Consider the following 19,750-nt stretch of genomic DNA (forward strand, 5'->3'; position numbering starts at 1 on the left):
GATCTCTTGTTGAGAGACTGTGGATAACATTATCCTAGTTTTAGGTAATCAATCTTCTTAAACTTTTCACATATAAATTATATTTAATTAACATGATGTGAATTGTCCCGATATCACCCGATTCAAGACCGTATCGTGATAAAACACAGGGAGATATCACCTGAGGTCAGATCAGAACCTGCAAAAATTTCGCCCATGAGAGCAGATACGCCGACAGATCTACCACGGATACAAAAAAAACAAAGATATCCGAACTCGGTCGAATTCTCGATGTATTGACATTTTTACCCAGATTAGAGGGATAGTGAGGTATAATAAGAGGGTTTCAACAGAGTCCATTTTTCAAAAGAGCCTTCCTCGCTCTGGGAGATCTCATCTGAAAGATAAGCCTGAGGCCTGCGAAAAAAAAGGGATTGTCCTTCCGCCCGTTCAGGCGAAGTTGATCCAGTTGATGTTGGCGTAGTTCCCCGGGAACTTCAGCACGAGCCGGTGCTGCCCGGCCGGCAGGGTCACCAGGACCTGGAGGGTCTGGAAGGCCGCATCGTTGCCGGTGTTCGGGACGTTCACCACGGCGAGAGGTGTCGCGCCGTCGTCGAGATACATCTGGACGGACGAGCCGGCATGGGCCGAGGCGACCCGGAACCCGGCGGTGTAGGTGCCGGCCGTGTTGATGTTCACGGTATAGGCGAGCCATTCGCCAGCACGGGTCCAGCCGACGCTCGGACTTCTGTCGGTGTCGATCTGTTCGATGTCGACGTCGTCATGCCGGTAGACCCCGCCCTCGTTGCCGGCGGTGGTGTCGTGGTAGGCGATCCCTTCACCGCCGAGGTCGTAGTCCTCGGCCTGCAACTGGCCGGGGATCGTGTGAGTCCCGTTGTAGACCGGAGCGGTGCCGGTCACGGTCGGCGAGATGGTTGTTGTTGGAATTGTCGTTGGGGTTGCCACTGCCGGCACGGTCACATTGATGGTCCTGGTGGTGGACCCGGCCGCGTTGGTTGCAGTCTGGTTGATCGTGTAGTTACCGGGCTGCCAGTAGGTGTAGGTGAAGTTCGGATAGGCGGTGGTCGTCCCGTCGCCGAGGTTATAATGGACCGAGGTCGCATTCACCGCGGTGTTAGTGACCTGGATGCCCATCGAGCCGATGCCGCCGGGGAAGGTGACGGTGAAGTTGGCCACCGGCAGGTTCGGGTTTACGGGTGTCTGGGTGACTGTTGGTGTGACCGGTACGGTCGCCGTTGGAGTTGGCGTCACGGTCGTGGTCGTCGGCGAACCGGCCGGCACCGTCACTGTGACGGTCTTTGTGGAAGACCCGGCGTCGTTGGTTGCGATCAGTTTGATCGTGTAGGTGCCGGGCTGCCAGTAGGTGTACTTGAAGTTCTTATAGGCGGTGATGGTACCGTCGCCGAGGTCGTACTTCACGGTGGTGGCATTCGTCGTGGCGTCGGTGACCTGGATGCCCATCGAGCCTGCGCCGGCCTGGTAGGTGACCACGAAGTTCGCGATCGGCAGGTCATGCCCCGACGAGGTCGGCAGCGGGGTCACGGTCGTCGTTGCGGTCGTCAACGTCACAGTTGGGGTGACGGTTGTTGTAGTGGTTGGCGCCGTTGTCGTTGTCGTCACGGTCGGCGAGACCGTCGGTGTTCCCGGACCGGTGACGGTGATGTACTGTGGAATTGTCTTCACCTCTGCCCCGGTCGAACCGATGGCGACGAGGGAGACGGTGTAGGTGCCGGCTGCCGAGTAGGTGTGGACTGGGTTCTTATCGAACGAAGCCCCACCGTCACCGAACTGCCAGAAGTACTGTCGGATCGTGCCGGTCGACAGGTCAGTGAACTGCACCGACAGCGGGGACTGGCCAGTCGTCACGTTCGCCGTGAAGTTGGCCGTCACCGGCTGCATGGTCGGGGTTGGGGTCACGGTCGTCGGGATTGTCGTCGGGATTTTAGTTGGTACTGTCGTTGCGATGGTGGTTGCTATCGTCGTTGGAATGGTCGTCGGTAGGGTTGTTGCGATGGTTGTTGCTATCGTCGTTGGAATGGTTGTCGGTACGGTTGTTGTCGGTGCCGTCGTTGGTTCTGTTGTCGGCGGCACCACAGCGTGGACGGTGATGTAGTTCGTCCTCACCGTGGTGTTGGACCCGCCGGCATTCGTCGCTGTCAGGTTCACCGTGTAGTTCCCGGCTGCCGCGTAGTTGTGAACCGGGTTCTGCATCGTCGAGGTGTTGCCGTCACCGAAGTTCCACGACCAGGTCACCGGAGCTCCGGTCGACAGGTCAGTGAACCCGACCGAGAGCGGGACGGTACCGTTCGTGATGTTCGCGTTGAAGTTCGCGACCGGAGCCGACGGGCTCTCGGACGCGGTGACGGTGATGTAGTTCGTTTTCGTGATGGTGTTCGACCCGCCAGCGTTCGTCGCCGTCAGGTTCACAGTGTAGTTTCCAGCCACGGTATAGGTGTGGCTCGGGTTCTGTACCGTCGAGGTGTTCCCGTCACCGAAGTTCCACGACCATGAGGTCGGGGTGCCAGTCGACTGGTCAGTGAAGCCGACCGAGAGTGGGGCAGTGCCGTTCGTCACACTCGCGTTGAAGTTCGCGACCGGAGCCGGGGTCACCGGCGTGGTGACTGTGATGTAGTTCGTCTTCGTGGTGGTGTTGGACCCGCCGGCGTTCGTCGCCGTCAGGTTCACCGAGTAGTTTCCGGCCGCCACATAGGTGTGGGACGGGGACTGTGTCGTCGAGGTGGTGCCGTCACCGAAGTCCCACGACCACGAGGTCGGGGTACCGGTTGACAGGTCGGTGAACTGGACCGAAAGCGGAGCGGTGCCGTTCGTCACGTTCGCGCTGAAGCCAGCGACCGGGGCCGGCAACGGGGCCGTCACCGAGTAGCCGCTCGGGGTCCGATCTGACATGAGCGAGTTCGACCAGGCGACCATGTCGCTGCCGTTGTTCGAGGTCTGGCAGTAGCCGTAGACGTTGAAGGCCGCGAGCGAGGTGAGGTTCTCGAACGAGTAGTGGATCCGGACGGCTCCCTGGTTGGTGAGCGCCGCGTTCGGTCTGAGCACGCCGGCGTTCAGGTCGACGAACATCAGTTTGAAGGTGTTGGTCGTGTCGGCGGTGTCCTGTCCGTAGTAGATCGGATAGGAGTAACCGTTGCCGGTCGGTTTCCAGACCTGCGGCCCGTAGATGAGGTCGGCCTTCGTGAAGGTCTCGTCAAGGGTGGTACCGTTGTAGGTGGAGGAGGTCGGGGGCTGGTTGCTGATGGGGTTCGGCGTCCAGGTGTAGCCGTCGGCCGTGACATGCAGTTTGAAGTCGTCAGGGACCGTGCCGTTCACAGCGACGAGGAGGAGGATCTCGTCCTCGTAGCCCTTGCCGCCCGAGTCGGTGGCGTAGAAGGTTCCGGACTGTGCCGCCGTCTGGGTCACCTGGCCGAAGTTCACGGCCGGGTCGGTGGAGATGTGCAGGGCGTTGAGCCCGCGGTCGGCACCTTCGAACATGATCTTGTAGGTGTTGTTGCCGAAGGCGTTGTACTTGATGCCACCGGTATTCGCCATGGTGACGAAGATGTTGTTGTAGTCGGGGAGGACGCCGCCTGTCGGCGCTGTGACCGTCGGCGTCGGGGTCACCGCTGCGGTGACCGTGATGTAGTTCGTCTTCGTGGTGGTGTTACTCCCGCCGGCATTCGTCGCCGTCAGGTTCACCGTGTAGTTTCCAGCCGCCGCGTAGGTGTGGCTCGGGTTCTGCAGGGTTGATGTGTTGCCGTCACCGAAGTTCCACGACCAGGTCACCGGAGCTCCGGTCGACAGGTCGGTGAACCCGACCGAGAGCGGTGCCGTGCCGTTCGTGATGTTCGCGCTGAAGTTTGATACCGGAGCCGGGGTCATCGGCGTGGTGACGGTGATATAATTCGTCTTCGTGGTGGTGTTGGATCCGCCGGCGTTCGTCGCCGTCAAGTTCACGGTGTAGTTTCCGGCCACCGAGTAGGTGTAGACCGGGTTCTGCACCGTCGAGGTGTTGCCGTCACCGAAGTTCCACGACCAGTTCGTTGGGGAACCGGTCGACGCATCGGTGAAACCGACCGAGAGCGGAGCGGTACCGTTCGTCACGTTCGCCGTGAAGTTCGCCGTCGGGGCTGTCAGGGCGGGCGCCCCCAGAACCTGGTAACTGCTGGTGGTGACGTCATTGGTCATGATGGTCCCGGTGCCGTGGTTGGACTGCATGAACCAGCCATAGGTGTTGAAGACGGCCGTGCTTGAGAGATTGGTGAACTCGTAATCGACCTTGATCATACCGTTGTCCGGTACGCTCGCGTTCTGAAGCGCCCCGACCCTGAGGTCAACGAACATCAGATGGTACTGGTTCGCCGGGTCGGACTGGTCTTCGCCGCCAAAGATCGGGTAGTCTGGCTGCCCGGCCGGCTTCCAGCTCTGCGGACCATAGACGAAGTCGTTCTTCGTGAAGGTCTGGTTTACTGCCCCGTCAAGGTGGGTGGAGACAGCCGGCAGGTCCTGGTTGGTGATGCCCGGAGTTCCTGGATCAAAGTCATTGCCGCTCGATCGTATGTGGACCTTGAAGTCATCGGGGATCGATCCATTGACGGCCAGCATCAGGATCCCATCGGCTGCGGTCTTCTGGCCACCGGAGAAGGTGATCCAGAACGAGCCGGTCTGGCTGGCGGTCCTGGTGATATCGGCAGCGGTCCAGGCATTGCTTGCCGATGAGATGTGCATGGGGTTCAGCCCGCCGTTGTTCTGCCGGAAGTTGACAAAGTACGTATTGGGAACATACGTGTACGTTATGCCGTCAGTGTTACTGGCAACAACACCGCCCGGGACATCATATTTCACGCCTTCATCATTGGCTACGCGGATGTTGATGCCGCGGTAGTTCGAGAGCGGAGCGGAATTGGTGTTCAGTACGTCGATGAAATCTGTTTTCGTTGAGATGTTATAGTCATCCGAGTTGGAGACGTTGAGCGAAACCGTGTAGTTCCCGATCGCTGTGTAGGTGTGGCTCGGGTTCTGCACCGTCGCGGTGTTTCCGTCACCGAACGACCACGACCAGTTCGTTGGCGAGCCGGTCGACAGGTCGGTGAAACCGACCGAGAGCGGAGCCGCGCCATTCGTCACGTTCGCATTGAAATTCGCGACCGGAGCCGTCGGGGTCTCTGACCCGGTGACGGTGATGTAGTTCGTCTTCGTGGTGGTGTTGGACCCGCCGGCGTTCGTCGCCGTCAGGTTCACGGTGTAGTTCCCGGCCGCCGCATAGGTGTAGACCGGGTTCTGTACCGTCGAGGTGTTTCCGTCACCGAACGACCACGACCAGTTCGTCGGGGAGCCGGTCGACTGGTCGGTGAAACCAACCGATAGGGGTGCGGTGCCGGTCGTCACGTCCGACGTGAAGTTCGCTGCCAGAGGCATCGGGAGTATGGGGGAGTAACTCTCAACCGGGGCCATCAGGGGTGCAGGATCGACCTGGTTATAACCCATACTATACGGGGTATCCCCTATACCATCCCCATTGGCATCCACGCCCGTGTAGGTGGAATAGTAATTACCGAGGACCCCGGTGTACTGTTTATTCTGATAGGTATAGAGTACTGCCGTTGGTGTACTCCATGGGAACTGTGAAGGGCCAATACCTAACATTATGATCGGATTTATCCCAGCGGGTGCGGTAAAACGGTTGAGATAGACGGCACCGGGTTTTCCCCCTCCATATAACTCCAGACTGGGAATGTTGTTGTTACTGAATGAATTATTCCGGATTATGGACCCCGTAGCAAAATTATCGATAGTTATTACACCCCTATTAACTAGAGCACCTTTATACAGCGGGGAGTTGGTGTTCGTAAAAGTATTATTTTCGACGATATTTACTCCCTTGGTCATATAGATCAGGGAATATACAGCATTATTTCTGAAGATATTTCCAGAAAAGGTGTTATTTGTTCCAGATAGCGTTATATCACTAGCAGTAGTTCTAGATCCCGACCACCCCACTTTCATCAATTCAAAGATGCAATTTCGAATTATCATGTCCTTTGCCGGGAAATTATTATTAAGATCTTGGGAGGGAAAACTCATAAGCCCATTCGTGAAACGGACATTCTCGATTATTGTCCCGGTTCCCGTGAGAGTAGCAGGATTACCATTGAGATCAAATGTTACAGAATTTGCATCTTCACCACTGAGTATGATGGATTTTGAAAATGTGCTGGGGAATATGTAGGTGCCATTGTAAACATAGACGGTATCGCCGTCGACCACCGATGCGCTATTCATCGCATCCATCAGCGTCGTGAAGTCACATCCGCTGGCACCAACCGTCCAGGTCGTTGCCCCGGAGACCGTGATATAATTCGATTTGATCGTAGTGTTGGTCCCATCTGAATTGGTGACCGTCAGGTTCACCGAATAGACACCGTGTTTCGGATAGGTGAAGGTCGGGTTCTGTGTGGTGGCGTCGACCGTCCCGTCGTTGTTGAAGTCCCAGGACCAGGCCGTTGGGCTGCCGGTCGAGGCGTCGGTGAACTGAACCGTGAGTGGTAAGGAACCGGAGGTCACGTTCGCCGTGAAGCCGGCGACCGGAGCCATCGGGGTTCCTGAACCGGTGACGGTGATGTAGTTCGTCTTCACCGAGGTGTTGGAACCGCCGGCGTTCGTCGCCGTCAGGTTGACGGTGTAGTTCCCAGTTGACGCGTAGGTATGGCTCGGGTTCTGTTCAATCGAGGTGTTACCGTCACCAAACGACCACGACCAGTTCATTGGAGAACCGGTCGACGCATCGGTGAAACCGACCGAGAGTGGTGCGGTACCGTTCGTGATGTTCGCCGTGAAGCCGGCGACTGGAGCCGGGGGTATAGCCGTGACCGAGTAGCCACTGGCAGTTAGGCCGGTGAGCGCATTGGTCCAGCCCATGCCGGACTTCCCGGTCCCGCCGGCGTTGTTGTTCCATCCATAAATATTGAACGCCGCGGAATCCGTCAGGTTGGTGAAGGTGTACTCGACCTTCACGGCCCCTTCATTCATCAGGCTTGCATAGCCCGTGTACTTGCTCCCGATTAACCCAGCACGGGTGTCGATGAATGCCAGGCTGAACTGGTTATCGGAGCTGGCCATATCCTCCCCATAGAAGATCGGATAGAGGCTGTTGCTGCCGCTTGGTTTCCAGTTCTGTGGCCCATACACGAAGTCGCTCTTGTTGAAGGTCTCGTCCAGCGCAGTTGCCTGGTACGTGTATGCGTCTGAGGAGGGCGCTGCTGAACTGGGGGTCCATGTGTACCCGCTGGTCTTGATCCGGACCGCGAAATCGTCCGGCAGGGTACCGTTGACCGCGAGCATCAGGACGGCCTCGTCCTGGTAGCCCCGACCCCCACTGTCCGTTACATAGAAGGTCCCGGATTGGGCCGGCGAGACGGTGACCTGCCCGGCGTTGACCGCGGGGTCGGTGGAAATATGGACAGCGTTCAGCCCGCCGCCGTTGTTGTTGATGTAATACGTGCCGTTGCCGGCCGTGTCCCACCGTATGCCGCCATCGTTGGCAGCCCGGACATAGATGCCGGTGTAGTCGGGGAGGACGCCGCCCGGTGCGGGCGTGACCGTCGGCGTCGGGGTCAACGGTGCGGTGACGGTGATGAAGTTCGTCTTCACGGTATTGTCAGACCCGGTCGCATTCGTCACCGTGAGGTTGACCGTATACGTGCCGGCCGCCGTGTAATTGTTGACCGGGTTCTGCTCGGTCGAGGTGTTTCCATCGCCGAATGCCCACGACCAGTTCGTGAGATTTTCACCCAGCGAGGTGTCGTTGAACTGCACGGCCAGCGGAGTGGTGCCGGTCGTCACGTTCGCCGAGAAGTTGGCGACCGGCATGACCGGGCGGTCGAGAACCGTGATGTAGTTAGTCTTGAGCAGGTGCGTGCTCCCAAGTGAGTTTGAGACGGTCAGGTTGACCGAGTAGATGCCGGGTGAGGTGTAGTTCTTGATTGGGTTCTGCTCGGTCGAGGTGGTGGTGTCGCCGAAGTCCCAGGACCAGTCCATCGGAGAGCCGGCTGAGGTGTCGTTGAACTGCACGGAGAGCGGCGCGTTGCCGGAGATCGGCGTGGCGGTGAAGCCGGCCACGGCCTTGTTGGTCAGGATCGATAAGGCGCCGGTATCGAAATAAGGCGTGATCGCCCTGTTGGTCGTCTGGAGTGCGGAGTTGGTCAGCGGGTAATTCGAGGCTTGGGTCATACCACCCACAACAGCGTCACCCGCGTCATTGACGGCGATGCCATAGAAGTAGGTTGTGCTATCGGCGAGTCCGATACAGGTCGAGTAGAGCATCGTTCCAGCGGGTGAGTACTTGACGGCAAAACCCCTACCAGAGTTGGTCGCCCCTGCTGTCCCATTCATGATCGTGAAATCATTACTGGTCGAATAACCAGTCACATACGCATCGCCACTTCCATCAACTGTGATGCCATATGGATTACTACTACCAGTCCCTCCAAACTTGGTCGAATAATCCAGGGAGACGAACGAGGGGTCGATCTTCGTGAGGAAGACACTCCCGCTCCCCGCCCACCCGTATGCCGCGGTTAAGGAATTTGTGAAACCAGTAACATAGACCGCCCCGGCAGCATCGACAGCGAGATCGTATATTTTATCAGCAGCACTCCCACCGAGGTATGACACATATACCTCCGAACCGCTCGAGGTGTACTTGGCGACGAATCCATCGTATTTAGATGCAGTCGCTCCCGAGTTACCGCCACAGATCGGTTGGAATACACCGGCTGTGATCGGGAAGTTGTTGGCGGAGGCGAGGGACTTGGTATAACCACCCATGTAGACATTACCTGCCGCGTCGAGGGCAAGCCCCATAGAACACTTAGTACTGGAAGAACTATCTAAATAGGAATCCCCTTCGTTCAAAGAGCCACCGAGATAGGTCGCATAACTGAGTGACCCGTCGGAGGCGAACCTGGCAAGGTAGGCGTCATCCCACCCGCCGGTCTTATTCTGAGCGGCATCGGCAGTGACCGGGAAGTTGGTGCAGTCCGTATAACCTGATACCCAGGCCCCTCCAGACTGGTCAGCGACGATTGAGATGGCACCCGTTGTATTGGTTGTCGAAGCCGTGCCGGGGTTACTATCGAGGCTGCCGAGGTACGTGGAGAAGACGAGTTGCGAGCCGGGAGGATTGGACGGCTTGATCTTGGCGACAAATCCCGCCGCGGTACCGTTCTTAGCTGTCTGGAAGGGGGACTGAAGGGGGAGATCTGTGGCGGATGTCGTGCCACCGCAGATATAGATGTTCCCTGCGCCATCGACACTCAGTCCCTGGGCGTTCTCGTTCCCGGAACCGCCGTAGTACGTGGAGTAGAGGACCGCGGTCCCCTCGGGGTTCAGTTCCGTCACGAAGGCGTCGCTGCCTCCACTTTCAGATCCCTGGTTCGCGTTCTGGAGGGGAATGTCTGTCGACAGGGTATATCCTGCAATGTAGATATTTCCCGCCGCATCGAGGCGAACACGATTGATGCAGTCCATGTTCGACCCGCCGAAGTACGAGGAGTAGAGGAGGGTCGGGTCGATGATGAGCGGTCTGGAGCAGTCGTACTTTCCGACAGCGAACCCGACGGTACTGTCGTCCTTCAGACGGTACGAGGCATTGACCGGTACCTTCACGCCATCGATCTCCTGGTAAGCGACCGGGGCCTGATCGGTCAGCGCGCCGAGGGAGGTGTTGATCAAGAGCGAACCGTCGGCTGTGAGCGCCAGTCCGTCAATACCGTCGTAGGCGATCGCGATCCGGTTCAGATCGGCGCCTGCTGCGACGGCGAACTCACGCTTCAAGACCCCCTCGGTCCCGTTATAGCGGAGGTCGATGCCCGGATATAACTGCTGGTACCTGATCGATCTATAGGTCGGCAGATCACTCTGCCACTTGGACGAGTCACTCCCGAGGAAGAAACTTGCCTTCCCCGGCAAGGGTTCGGTGCCGGTGATCCCCGGGGAAGTCGATGCGCCCGGGAAGGTCATCGTGACATTGCTCCTCTGAGTCGTGTTGTTCACGACCTGACTGGTCGTGAGCACGATCCGATCGGGTTCGAAGGCGAGTGAGTGCCCGTCGGCATACACCTGATACTTCACCGCATCAGCCGCCTGACCGTGATTCTCGATGAAACTGAGCGGGAGCGAGAGCGTCTGAGCCTGCACCGTTGCAGAATCGACTGTAGTATTCGTGGGCAATACAAGTCCGGCCAGGGCCGGGGTCGCCAGAGCGGCGATAAAGATGATCAGGATGAGAAGGAACTCTCCTGGTTTATGGAAACTAATCATGAATCATTTCTCCTATTGAGGAAGAAGGCGCGTGGCCGTCCTCGAAGATACCCATCCAATTGTATTGGGTACGTGCCAGAGACACACTGACGAAAGATGAAACCCAATCATCGGATAGGACCATATCGATTGCGTTTTCAGGACCGTTTTAGCCGGACACCAGTGCTAATATGTATTTAAAACAATAAAATAACATATAAATGTTTTTAATTTTTACTTAAGATTAATAAAATTTGTTTTACTATTTTCCGATTGATCCAACCAGCCGAGATAGCAGATCTGTAACTCCCTCCGTCTCTGACGGAGGGAGATCGATGTGGGAAAAATGGGGATTATTCGTAAGGGTTGTTAATGTCCAGGCCGCTTGCACCAGTGGTGGAGAGGGCGTTCGTCCAGGAGATACCCTTACCGGCGTTCGACTGGTTGCACCAGGCATAGACGTTGTAGGCCAGCGGGATATCCTCTCCTCCAGAGGTAAGGCCCGTTACATTGTAATCGACCTTAACAGTCCCGTTGTTGATCAGCGAGTCCGCATATTTGACCGTATAGTTCGAACCGAGGTCGCCCAGGTTCAGATCGATGAAGCTCACATCATATGATGGATCTGTGCTGGTTCCCTGACCATCGAAGATATCATATCCTGCAACAGAATTAGGCTTCTGGTCCTGAGAGGTATACTCGGAGAAATTACTCGCGGTGAAGTACTGGTTCACGGCGCCATTGACATAGTGAAGGTCACTTTTGGCGGGGACCTGGTTTAAAACTGCAGTGGGCTGCCACCGGTACCCACTCGCATTGATACCGAGGCTGAATCCACTCGGGACAGGGTGTTGGACCGCGACCATCAGGACGAGGTCGTCGTTGAACCCGCGACCCCCGTTGTCGGCGAGGTAGAAGGTTCCGGATTCACTGCCACTCGCGGTGTAATTATGGTTGACCTGACCGGCAGATACGAGAGGCGAATTGGTGATGTGGATCTGGTTTCCACCGCTGTCATACTTGACATAATAGGACTGGTTGAGGCCGCCTGAGGAGAGGTTGGACCAAAACGCACCATTCGTCATATCGATCCAAGTGTGATGGTACGGGATATCAATCGCCGCCACTGGGCTGAATGCGACCATCCCGACTGAGAGTAACAGTACGATCATTGTGAGTCGTGCTGCTCGTTTAATTTTAGCATCTTCTTTCAAGATTTCACCTTTCTTTGGGCGCCCCGATTTCTTGAGTCGAAGAACCCTGAATAGCCCTATAGCTTGACCCGCATATTAATATTTTCATTTTAATTTTTAAATATTGTTTAATAAATGAAATTTACAAATCGCACCTAAAAAAATTTTACCAATTAATCTGGTTCTGGTCTTTAGACCGCCTGTTGGTTCACCTCCATGGGGTGAAGAAGATATCAAGAACAGGTCCGTTGAAACCCCCTAAAAACCAACCATGTCCCCTCCTCTCCATTGAAAAGGGAAAGATCCTCATCTACTGAAAGAGATACTAGAACATATGAGCGAGAGCCCTGATCCTCTCAGAGACGAAAACTGTGTCAAAATTGATCGATATAGGCCAATTATATGCTTCCGAGGGCTGAAAGGCACACCTGAGCGAACAAAGACAGAGAAGAGAATCCCCGATCATCCTCTACCATGACCATCGCCGTGGCGCTTTTCCCCCACTACCCCCGCTGCCGTCTACCCTTCTTCCCGACTAACTTGGCCGCCTACATAGGCGTGGACCCTGTGGATCCCCACCTCCAGTTGGAATGGTTCACCTGGTGATCCGAAGAATCCAGTGAAGAAACACTGGGACGTGGTGAGATATCGAAATACATTTTAAGTTCTGGTTCCTGGAGGCACTGAACACCATGGACCCGGAAACCAGGCATCCCGTGGTCGATATCATCATAGGTATAAGGTGGTGTTACACTGAATCATCAATGTCCACCCCAGGACTGTAACGGCGACGGACGATATGTGAACCAGAACGAAAACGGGCAGGCTGACTTCGACGACGTGATGCTCCCCCATTCATTCAGATCTGACCGGATTGATCAACCTTCAACCGGGGTGTGGATCTGATGCAGATCTTCAAACCCGATCTTCGCAGACAGTAAATCATTTTTTATTGATTAGATAGGTTATTTAATAATGTTTATATCACTATACTTCAACTGGTGATCAGGTAGATTTCGCTTCGTGCAATCTCCCCCTTCTCTGTCAATGATCACGGCGTAGTCCATTCTGGATATGTACAGACCTTTACCAGAGTGATACACCGCCACTGGCAGTGAATCATTCAGAAAAAGACCCGCAAATCCGTGATACGGTGACCATGCCTGTTTAGGGAATGATCTTCACGCATCGCTTATAGTTCCCCCCAACCTGGTGAAATGAATCATGCCCGACTCAAAACATACGACACTGACCTTTCTCATACTGATACTGCTCCTGGCCGTGGTGCTGCTGGTAGCACCCGCAGGTGCAGAACCTGTACAGACGAACGGAACATCATCCATCGGAGTCGACCAGACCCAGGAACTGAAAGATTCCGCAGCCCTCCCCGCACCCCGGCATATCTTCATCAACGTGGCGAACGATGCCGGCGTGAAGTACAACCTGGACGGAGCGGCCCTGGGCGGCCCGGACAACACCTACTATATCAAGGCAGACAACGGGGGCCTGAACGAACTGCACATCACCAGCGACGTGAACGCACCCTACGGCCAGGTCACGACCTCCGGCGCCCAGTCCGGAACCTTCTATGTCTCGAACACCGGGGGGAGGGGCTCTGATGACGACATCATCCTCCTCGTCTCGGTGAAGGGACCGATCCCCGACGATTTCAGTTTCCATGTGAAGTCGAGCGGCTATACCTGGACCCCGTCGACCGTCATGAATGCGAATCCCACCGAATATCACTATGTGACAGGAGTCGACGAGACCTTTACGAAGTCGGACCTGATCTACGGACCACAGACCTGGAAACCCGGCTCTGGAGATCTGCCCCTCTACTACGGACAGGACATCAACGACGCCTCGACGGCACAGTACCTGATGTTCATCGATCTCAAAGCCGGAAACATGAAGCCGGCAACATTCCCGAATGACACCCTGATCAACAATGGAGCATTGAAGATTGATTACAGTTTCACAAACCTGAATACCTTTGCCGCCTTCAATGGATACGCCTGGTGCCTTTCAACGACCCAGGGGCAGGGGATCACATGGACGAACCAGCCCTTCACCGATGCCGCCAGCGGATACACGGTGACCGGCATCCCACGCCCGACCACAACAGCAACCACCACGGTTCCAACTTCGGCACAAACAACAGCAATCACCACGGTTCCAACATCAGCACAAACAACAGTACCGACCACAGGTCCGACTGCTGTGTATACGACTGTACCAACGACACGAGCAACAACCATCGCAACGACAGTATCTACGTCTGTGCCGACGACACCTCCAGTGACCCCGACTCCCACGGTGCAGCCGCTGGTGACCAACTTCACGGCGAACGTGACTGCCGGCCAGTCCCCACTCCCGGTGCAGTTCAACGATACGACGACTGGTGCAGTCCAGAGTTACTTCTGGCAGTTCGGCGACGGCGGTGCCTCGTTCGATCAGAACCCTGTGCACACCTACACGACCGCCGGCACCTACACCGTCTCCCTCGTCGCCAGCGGCTCGAACGGAGCTCAGGTGAAGACGATCGAGCGGTACATCAATGTCACCGTACCAGCGACACCAACCCCAACCGTGACGATGGCAGGTCAAATCCCCAATCACTACCACAACTATCTCCATGTTGCAAACGATGAAGGTCCGCGTTTCGACTCTTATAACAATGGAACCTACTACCAGGGGCAGGACAATGGAGGGCTCAACGCCGTCTGGCTGACCCAGAACCTGTCTACCGTTCAGGGTCAGAAGATCACCACCAGCAATAAATCGGGCACCTTCTATATGATGGATACCGGTGGCCGGGGATGGGAAGATGACGGACTGGTGATGCTCGCGGTCAACGGGACGATCCCGGATGACTTCAAGGTACACATCCGGACAAGCGGCTATACCTGGACTCCGATCTCAAAGAATCTCAGACCAACCATCGACCAGATCACCTATGTGGACGGGGCGCTCGACGAAACATTCACAAAGGACGATCTCATCTATGGCCCACAGCTCTGGAGGCCGGCAGGGGCGGCAAACTATCCGATCTATGACGGCCAGAATATGACGGATACCAACAACACCTTCCGGATAATGTTCATCGACCTGCGTGCAGGAGTCATCGGCTCGAACACCACCGCGGGATCTCCGCCCCTTCAGAACAATGGTGGAATCAGGGTCGATTACTCGTTCGAAAACCTGACCACGTTCGCCGCCTTCGATATCTATGGCTACTGCAAGGACTCCAACGCGGGAGAGGGGATCTCATGGACAAATGCTGTGAACACCTTCAGCCAGATCTCACACGGTCAGGCGTCGATTGGAAGTGGACTCTGTGTGATTGGTGTGCCGTCTTCGACAGCCCCGATCACTATCCCATCAGCGACCCACCCCCCCACCGACCCCAACGGCGACGGTCTGTATGAAGACCTGAACGGAGACGGAGCTGCAGACTTCAACGATGTGGTCCTCTTCTTCAACCAGATGGACTGGATCGCCGACAATGAACCGGTCACCACCTTCGACTTCAATAAAAACGGCTCCATCGACTTCGATGACGTGGTCCTCCTCTTCAACATGCTCTGAGAGCGATCCCTTTTTTTAAAAAATATTGTTGAATACCGGATACTCTTCCGATCACCTCGATCACCGACACCCACCAGATGATGAGTATGAGGGGTCAGCTACCAGGGAGAGGGGCCTGGCCGCCGGCACGTGAGTCTCCGACGATCACTCCAGCATGACGGAGTCATGGTCAGAGTGTCAATGCAGGAAACCAGAATAGATCGTTCTATAGAGATCCCGATCGATCAAAAAAAAGGGTGGTTCAGTCTTTAATCTGTAGATCTTTCTGCAGATTCGTCCTCTGCCGGAGATACAGAAGCCCGATCACGAGCAGGAGCAGAAGCAGAACCATGATGATCAGCCCTGCAAAGACGAGCAGAGCGAACAGTAGTACTGCCCCGATCAGCAGAAGCAGACTCAGATCTGACGATGAGAGCCGATCGATGGTCGACTGGATCGTCGAGAGGAAGTTCTGTGACGAACTCCGATCCCGGGACGAGGCGGCACCGGACGAACCGGAGATAGAGACCGGCGAGAACTCGTTCTGGTTCCCGGTATCGAGAAGAGGGAGGGTCGGCGTCGTCATCACCGGGGTGCTGGTGTTCATCTGCGTCGGAGAGGGCGTTGGAGCGGCGGACTGCGTCTGGGTCGGAGTGGCAGTCGTGGGGATCGACGTCGCCGTCGTTCCGACCGTCCCTCCGACTCCGGTGTAGTCATCGCTCGAAGAACCGGATGATGAGTCGCCGGTCGAAACCGGCCCTCCGGCGGAATTACTACTGGTACTACCCGTCGACGGTGAAGAAGACTGGGTTGCGATCGTCTGAGAATATTGAGAGGAGGAAGTAGCCGGCACCGCGGTGGCGATCGATGCGACTGTCTGCACACCCTGAGCGGTCACGGTCGCCTGGGCAGAGGAAGCACTGGGTACGACCGTCCCCGCACCTGATGTGGGAGACTGGACCTGGGAAGCACCGGTCACCGCCTGGGCCGGAGCAGAGGTCTGGATGCGTGAAGGGAAGAGCGTGCTCAGGGCGGGCACCGTCACCGACGGCTCAGAACTAGTGGTCCCCATGGCCGATGGAACAGCGGTGAGCGATGCCTGCACTGTGGTCTCTGAGACCGTGACCCCGGTGGTGGTGCCGACGGTCACAGGAAGAGCGGTGGCGGTGTTGACCGGCTGAGATGACGTCGCCGTCACCGTCGAGGTGACCGTCACGGTCGTACCGGGCGTGGCAGTCGGCGTCGTCGTCGACGTGGTGAGCGGCATCACGGTGGAAGGAACCGCCATCGTCGAAGTCACGGTGATCGTCGTTGCAGGTGTCGTTTGATTGACGATGACGGTCGGCGTGACATTCAGCGTCGTCTCGATGATAGTGGGTGTCTCTGTCGGGGTAACAGATACCGTCGTGTTCGGCGTCGTAACCGTCGTGGTGGGTTCTGTCGTGGTCGGTAGTGGTGTGGGGGTGGGCTCGATCCCTTTCACCGTGAACCCGCTGCTGCCCGAATCAGAGAGACGATTGGTCCATGAGATCCCCATACCCTGGGTGGAGTTCAGCACCCAGGCATAGGCATCGAAGGCGGCGAACGTGGTCATGTGTTCGAACGAATACTCGACCTTGATGGCACCATAGTCCGTAAGAGGAGGAGCGCTGGAATTCACCCCATTCTTACCGATGACCCCGGTATGCGTATCGATGAACATCAGATGGAACTGCTGCGAAGCATCCCCCATATCCTGACCGTCATAGATCGGATAGTTCATGGGCCCGGCCGGCCTCCAGTTCTGGGGTCCATACGTGAAATCCGACTTGGTGAAGGTGCTATCGATCGTCCCATCCACATACGTGGTTTCATTTGGTAACTGATTGGCCACAGTGGATGGGGTCCAGGTATAGCCGCTCGTCCGGATGTGAACCTTGAAGTCATCCGGGACATCCCCCTTCACCGCGAGCAGGAGAATCCCGTCATCATCAGAACCTCTCCCCCCGCTATCGGTGATATAGAAGACCCCCGACTGGGAATCTGAAGCGATCGAACTCCCGTAATATTGCGAGGGGTCTCCAGAGATATGAAACGCATTCAGACCTCCTCCTGAATCAAATTTAAGATATCGCTCCCCCCCATTCGCCATGGCGATATTGATATGATAGTTGCCAGGGAGTACGCTCTCAGCTCCGACAGGAACAGTAATAATGAGTGCGAGTAGGATCAGGGCGAAACTGATCACCACCGACAGTGAAGCATAATAGTTTGGGTGAATTATCTTAAGTGTCATTGAATCATCTCCATCGAATAGATTTTAAGGCCCGTCCATCCGGAAACAGGCAGGCGATAGACAAACACCAGATCGTCTGGCCAGCAAGGCAGCGGCCATCAGCATCTCGGCTTTCCGGATCCTGGAACGCTGAGCATCCACGATATGCCCGAGACCGGCGGTCAGGGGACTCGGAGAGGGTTTTGATCAGCAGGATCTTTGCGATATAGGGCACACCTTTGAGCAGGAGATGCCCGCCGGGCGAGGAGGGCGATATCAGATGATCGATCACCGGCGCCTGCCCCACACAGATCGTGTTGATCTCCTGACAGAATGGGGTGAGCGGTTGCTGATAGGTCAGTGCATTCGTGTTTGTTATGGCAATATCCAGGGCTATCGTCTTTGGTGCTCCATCAAATCATCTTGCAGTTCAAACCGTTCAATGAAGAGAGAGGATGAGATCGTTCTCTCTGTCGTGATCATGGGGACCCACTCAGTCCAAGCGAATGGAAGAGCGCTGAAAACCAGCCGGTGATCGTATCCACCAGACCTAGATTATGCTGTGATGCCGGCGATGACGTCGGTGCCGCGCCCGAATTGTTGCCATTACGGGGATGCGCCGGCGTGGATCGGCTGGCAGGATCCAGGGTGGTCGTGTTCGATGGGGTGAAGTCGGAGAGGGACTGCGAACCATAGACATCATAGCCGCTGCTGCCGGTATCGGAGACCCGGTTGCTCCATGAGATCCCCTGGCCCTGATTGGACTGATCATTGTAGGAGTAGATATTGAAGGCAGCCTTGGTCGTCATATTCTCAAGGGAGTACTCCACCTTTGCAGCCCCATTGTCCCGCATGCCGGCGAGATTACTGTTAGAACCCAGGGCACCGACGTTCAGGTCGACGAAGAGGAGCGAGTAGGTGTTGGCCGGGTCCTTCATATCCTCCCCTTCGATCAGGGGATAATTCTCCGGTCCGGCTGGTTTCCAAGCCTGAGGTGCATATATGAAATCAGATCCTGTGAAGGTCTCGTTCAACGCCCCCTCAGTATAGGTCATATTGCTCAGATCGGGTGGTTGGTTCAGGACAGGAACTGGAACCCACCGATATCCATCTGATCGAATATTGACCTTGAAATCGGCGGGAACTTTCCCCTGCACCGCGAGCATCAGAATGAGATCGTCATCAAAACCCCTCCCGCCGGTATCTGATACATAAAAGAACCCGGACGAACTGGTGGTATTGGTCACCTGCCCGAACGGCTCATTTGGATTGTTCGTAATATGCAGAGAACTTAACCCGCCACCATCAAATTTGATATAATAGGTGTTGTTGTGGAAGAGATCAAACCTGGCGCCATCAGTGTTGGAAACCTGGACATTGATATGGTTCTTCGCGGAGATCTGTTCCTTAACGGTATCTGCGGCCAGAACCGGCAGAACACATACCAAAACCAGGACCAGGGTCATCACACAGATGAAAGCAGCGAATGATCTTCGGTTTTTTGAAAATTTCACAGGTCTTTTATTCATAGAGAGCGCGCCTCCATTCCCATTTTGAGTGATACCTGGAGACTATATTCATAACTAGTATGTAATCAATCTTCGTAAACTTATCAGATATTTAATCAATTTAATTAACCTTACGAGATCGTTTTTTTGTTCAGAGAGATCCGAAAGCCAGTGCACTTCGTGATAGGATGAGTACGGTGGAAGCACGTGTTCAAATAAAAATTCCAGAAATTGCCTCCTCTGTTGTCAGAATTAGAGAGAAGATTCTGGGGAAAACCTGAAATCAAAAGATTTTTGTGGGCGCTCCTCATAATTAGCCATTGCAGGAGGGATCGCAATAGATTTCCCAACCATTCTCCACACCCTGAAGAGTGTCGACCAGGAGTTGAATGATAACGATCTGGCATCGGTCTGGGTCAGGCGTGGAGAAGAGAATCTGAAGGATGGCAACTACAGGAAGGCAGCCTGGTGCTTTACGAATGCGATCGAGCGCGAACCAGAGAACAGTCTGGCATGGATGGGGAAGAGCAGATCCCTCAAACACCTCGGAAAAGAGGAGGAAGCGCTCGCCTGCTATGATCGAGCGATAAAGATCGGACCGCACAAGTTCGACACCTGGCTTGAGAAGGGATTTGGTCTGATCGATCTCGATCAGCAGGAGGAGGCGATCTGGTGCTTTGAGATCGCCCTGGAGATCAATGCTAAAGACAGCACGGCATGGCTGATGAAAGGGCTCTGCCTGAAGGCACTCGATCGATCAGAGGACGCATTGGAGGCGCTCGAATATTCCCTGGACCTTGACCCACAGCGGGGCACAACCTGGGCGGTGACCGGTGAGGTGATGGATCTTCTCGATCGACCGGACGAGGCGAGGATCTGCAGGGAGACGGCGAAGAAGCTCGGCGTCTAGGCAGGGCACCCAGGTATAAATA

Annotated in this window: 6 protein-coding genes; 2 read left to right on the forward strand and 4 right to left on the reverse strand. The window is 55.7% G+C overall.

All coding sequences use genetic code 11. The features are described from left to right. Positions 1–429: 429 nt before the first annotated feature. Both MPAL_RS16965 and MPAL_RS09025 read right to left on the reverse strand, forming a co-directional pair. Positions 430–10,317, reverse strand: a complete 9,888-nt coding sequence (locus tag MPAL_RS16965) for a PKD domain-containing protein (protein ID WP_012618435.1) — start codon at positions 10,315–10,317, stop codon at positions 430–432. A 332-nt stretch (positions 10,318–10,649) separates the two neighbouring features. Beyond that, positions 10,650–11,468, reverse strand: coding sequence for a hypothetical protein (locus MPAL_RS09025; RefSeq protein ID WP_012618436.1), 819 nt, complete (start codon positions 11,466–11,468; stop codon positions 10,650–10,652). Between the two features lie 1,245 nt (positions 11,469–12,713). Here MPAL_RS09025 and MPAL_RS09030 point away from each other — a divergent pair. Beyond that, positions 12,714–15,077 carry a PKD domain-containing protein gene (locus tag MPAL_RS09030; RefSeq protein WP_012618437.1) on the forward strand — a complete coding sequence of 788 codons (2,364 nt, stop codon included), beginning with the start codon at positions 12,714–12,716 and terminating at the stop codon, positions 15,075–15,077. Between the two features lie 241 nt (positions 15,078–15,318). On the opposite strand, the gene MPAL_RS09035 is transcribed toward MPAL_RS09030, so the two are convergent. Both MPAL_RS09035 and MPAL_RS09045 read right to left on the reverse strand, forming a co-directional pair. Further along, positions 15,319–17,331, reverse strand: a complete 2,013-nt coding sequence (locus MPAL_RS09035) for a hypothetical protein (RefSeq protein ID WP_012618438.1) — start codon at positions 17,329–17,331, stop codon at positions 15,319–15,321. A 458-nt stretch (positions 17,332–17,789) separates the two neighbouring features. Beyond that, entirely contained in the window at positions 17,790–18,758 is a 969-nt protein-coding gene (locus MPAL_RS09045) for a nitroreductase (protein ID WP_236610362.1), read from the reverse strand. Positions 18,759–19,203: 445 nt separating this feature from the next. Here MPAL_RS09045 and MPAL_RS09050 point away from each other — a divergent pair, with 445 nt between their 5' ends. Continuing rightward, positions 19,204–19,728: a tetratricopeptide repeat protein gene (locus MPAL_RS09050; RefSeq protein WP_012618441.1), complete on the forward strand. Its 525-nt coding sequence runs from the start codon at positions 19,204–19,206 to the stop codon at positions 19,726–19,728. Positions 19,729–19,750 lie beyond the last annotated feature (22 nt).

The sequence above is a fragment of the Methanosphaerula palustris E1-9c genome, assembly GCF_000021965.1.
Taxonomy (GTDB): Archaea; Halobacteriota; Methanomicrobia; order Methanomicrobiales; family Methanospirillaceae; genus Methanosphaerula; species Methanosphaerula palustris.

Excerpts from the sequence above, each read along its gene's own strand:
- MPAL_RS16965 (WP_012618435.1), bottom strand. The coding sequence starts at position 10,317 with ATGATTAGTTTCCATAAACCAGGAGAGTTCCTTCTCATCCTGATCATC.
- MPAL_RS09035 (WP_012618438.1), bottom strand. The coding sequence starts at position 17,331 with ATGACACTTAAGATAATTCACCCAAACTATTATGCTTCACTGTCGGTG.
- MPAL_RS09030 (WP_012618437.1), top strand. The coding sequence starts at position 12,714 with ATGCCCGACTCAAAACATACGACACTGACCTTTCTCATACTGATACTG.
- MPAL_RS09025 (WP_012618436.1), bottom strand. The coding sequence starts at position 11,468 with ATGATCGTACTGTTACTCTCAGTCGGGATGGTCGCATTCAGCCCAGTG.